The sequence below is a fragment of the Pedobacter petrophilus genome (assembly GCF_009674725.1).
Taxonomy (GTDB): domain Bacteria; phylum Bacteroidota; class Bacteroidia; order Sphingobacteriales; family Sphingobacteriaceae; genus Pedobacter; species Pedobacter petrophilus.
The window spans coordinates 1-3014 of sequence record NZ_WKKH01000102.1 but is presented as its reverse complement, the minus strand read 5'-3'; the positions used below and the strand labels follow the sequence as shown (position 1 = coordinate 3014).

The 3014-nt window shown below is 42.9% G+C and carries 4 protein-coding genes; all 4 read right to left on the bottom strand.

All coding sequences use genetic code 11. The annotated features are described in order from the left end of the window. Window positions 1–337: 337 nt before the first annotated feature. Window positions 338–739: a hypothetical protein gene (locus GJU39_RS23185; RefSeq protein WP_154283364.1), complete on the bottom strand. Its 402-nt coding sequence runs from the start codon at window positions 737–739 to the stop codon at window positions 338–340. A 116-nt stretch (window positions 740–855) separates the two neighbouring features. After that, window positions 856–1509 (bottom strand): BON domain-containing protein, encoded by a 654-nt coding sequence (locus tag GJU39_RS23180; protein WP_154283363.1) that lies wholly within the window; start codon window positions 1507–1509, stop codon window positions 856–858. Window positions 1510–1678: 169 nt separating this feature from the next. Further along, a complete protein-coding gene (locus GJU39_RS23175) occupies window positions 1679–2707 on the bottom strand; it encodes a zinc-dependent alcohol dehydrogenase family protein (RefSeq protein WP_209437730.1) in 1029 nt (342 codons plus the stop codon). 49 nt (window positions 2708–2756) lie between these two features. After that, a partial coding sequence (locus tag GJU39_RS23170) for a helix-turn-helix domain-containing protein (RefSeq protein ID WP_154283362.1) occupies window positions 2757–3014 on the bottom strand: 258 nt, incomplete at its 5' end.

Genomic DNA, 3014 nt, shown 5'->3' with positions numbered 1-3014 from the left:
AGCGGAATCTAAAGTAATGCTTCTCAAAAAAAATAATCTGACAATAAAAAAACCTCTAGTATACTATTGCAATTCCATTCGCTTCAAAAATATCAAGCGGTGAATCTTTTCTGTGTCGCTGTCTAGGTATTTGGTAGGGTAGGGCAAATATCCACAAGAGTAGTACTACCCATATACATATACACCACCAGATAAAATCCATTCCCCAGAAATGATTTTCATAAAACATCATCATTTTCTTGTTTTGTGACCGGTCATCCGGTCATACCAAATCTGGCGGTTTTTTAACAGCTTCGGGTTATGGAATTCTATTGATTCCTTATATTATTCACACTTTTCAGGTCTTTTTTTTCGAATCATCCGCTAGATTGGTGATAATCTCGCGGATTTCAGCCTTTTCCTTTGATATATCCTGACGGATAAGCCCAAACAGGCTCATGTAAGTATTGGCAATCCAAACCAGCGCAAAGCCCGCAATAATATAGCCCCTCCAATCATCCATTAACAGGTGGAAATTTGTGAGGCATATAAAAATTATCGTAATATAATGGCTGAAACAGTATTCGCAGGTAAACAGGTAAAAGAATTTCCTAACCAGAATGCTTTTACCATTCAGGCTTTTTTTTATGCAATATTCCCTGGGCTCCCGGAAAACCTCCTCATGGGTAACTGTCCAGGCTACGCAGGCAATCGGTATCGACAGCAGGAAAAGCCAAGTAATTTCTTGTTGAATTGACATCAGTTGATCGATTATTGATTTGTATAAACTAAAATTCTATCGGATGTTTTTAAAATATAAGGCACCGGACAGCATAACGCCTCCAATGCCTTAACACATATTTATTATCTTTTTACCTAGTGCTCAACCAGCAGGTCATTGCCTACCATCGTTACCCCATTGGCGTTCCAGGCCATCCTGCCAGCCTCATCTTTCTGGTAAAAGGTGCTAACATGCCCATGCAGGTTTACATGGTTGCCCGAAACCTGGACTTTGATCTTACAGTCCTTTAGCGAGGAATTCCGCTTGATTGCTTTCTCGATAGCTGCCTTTTCGATATCATCTCCATGGTCAGATTTGATCTCTATATAATTTGAAATGCCTTTTACACCCGCGAGGTTTGTGGCCGCTTTTTCGGCTGCTTCACGCTGGTAATTCCACTTCACCTTTCCGCTCAAAGTAACCCATCCCTGTTCCACTTCAACACTCAGGTGATCATCGGGCACCTCAGAATCGCCCTTGAAAGTATTGACTACGTCGGCTGCAATATCGGTATCATTACTGCTGGTGGCTGAACCCAGATTGACTGTAATTTCCTCAGCTACACCCTTAACACCCGACACATTTTTAGCGGCCTCTTCAGCCTCCAGCTTTTTTCGATAGCTGTCAACCGATCCTGTTAAGGTAACAATACCGTCTTTAACCGTTACGCCTATTTCTGCGGCATGCAAAAGCGGTTCCCATCTGATGGCATCCTGCACATCTTTTTGTAATTCCTCGTTTTTTTTCATCTTTTCTCTGTTTTGTATCCAGTACCAGTTTAATATCCTGATCCGGATGAGTCTTTTGTGAGCGGCATTTCGATCTCTTTGATTTTATGCAGATCCTTTTATCTATGGATATTCATTTTAGAACCTGAGTGGATTTCTGACCTCATTCAATTCTGTTTCTTCTTCTTATCTACATCACCAGAACTGTAGCACCGGTTATTTTTCCGGCCCGGAGTGCCTCAAGGGCCTGGTTTGCTTCTTCCAGTTTAAAAAGTGTAGTTTCTGTTCTTATAGGTATCTTAGTTGCTAAGCTCAGGTATTCGCTCGCATCCTGTCTGGTCAGATTTGCTACTGAACGTACAATTCTTTCTCCCCAGAGATTTGAATATGGGAAAGAAGGGATGTTGCTCATATGAATTCCGCCACAAACGACAGTACCGCCCTTTTCAAGATCTTTTAGCGCTTTGGGTACGAGTGCGCCCAGGGATGCAAATATGATTGCTGCATCCATTTTTTCCGGTGCTGGCTGAGAAGAATCGCCAGCCCAGGTTGCACCTAATCCCAGTGCAAATTTCTGCGCTTCAGCATCCCCATCTCTGGTAAAAGCGAATACTTCTTTCTTTTCAGCGATTACGACCTGTGTAAGCAGACTTGCAGCAGCACCAAAACCATAGATTCCGATGCGATTGGCCGATGGGTCCACCATCTTATAGCTTCTGTACCCAATCATTCCGGCGCACATTAATGGAGCGCCCGATGAATTCGCATACCGGGGATCTAAAGGGAAGCAGTAATTTTCATCTGCGAGCGTATATTCAGCGTAGCCCCCGTCTATGTTGTAGCCGGTAAATAATGCATTTTCACAGAGATTTTCCCTGCCTTGAACGCAATACCTGCACTTACCACAGGTATAGCCCAGCCAGGGCACGCCTACAAGATCACCAGTTTTGAATTTGCTAACTTCATTTCCTGTCCGGTAAACGGTTCCTATAATTTCGTGGCCCATGATCAATGGAAGCTTCGGGTAGGTAAGCTCGCCGTCTATGATATGAAGATCAGTCCGGCACACGCCACAGGCAATCACTTTGATGAGTACCTGCTTTGATGAAGGAGTTGGGACCGCCAGCTTTTTGAGCTGTAGTGGCTTCCCAGTTTTTTCCATAACCATAGCCCTCATCATAGGTAAGGGAAGTTCTTTGTACTCCAGTTCTGCTTTCATTGAATGGAAGATTTAAGGATTAGCTTATCGTTTTTTCATTGTCTGGGCGTTATACATTTTCAAGTGCAATACGGCTATCAAACGGCGCATTCCTGAAAAAAGAGGCGGTTAGTCCGGTTACCTGTTTAAACTGTCTTGAAAGGTGTGCCACGCTGCTGTAATTTAAAAGGTAAGAGATTTCGGTAAGATTTAATTCATCGTAAAGAATAAGCTCTTTTGCACGCTCTATCTGCATATACCAATAAATTTGACCCCCTTTCGCCAATTTTAAATTGACCCCCAGAGTTGTTGCTTGAAAAAAGCAGAA

Bases quoted from the DNA above. Each gene is read 5' to 3' on its own strand.
- GJU39_RS23185 (WP_154283364.1), bottom strand. From the start codon at position 739: ATGTCAATTCAACAAGAAATTACTTGGCTTTTCCTGCTGTCGATACCG.
- GJU39_RS23180 (WP_154283363.1), bottom strand. From the start codon at position 1,509: ATGAAAAAAAACGAGGAATTACAAAAAGATGTGCAGGATGCCATCAGA.
- GJU39_RS23175 (WP_209437730.1), bottom strand. From the start codon at position 2,707: ATGAAAGCAGAACTGGAGTACAAAGAACTTCCCTTACCTATGATGAGG.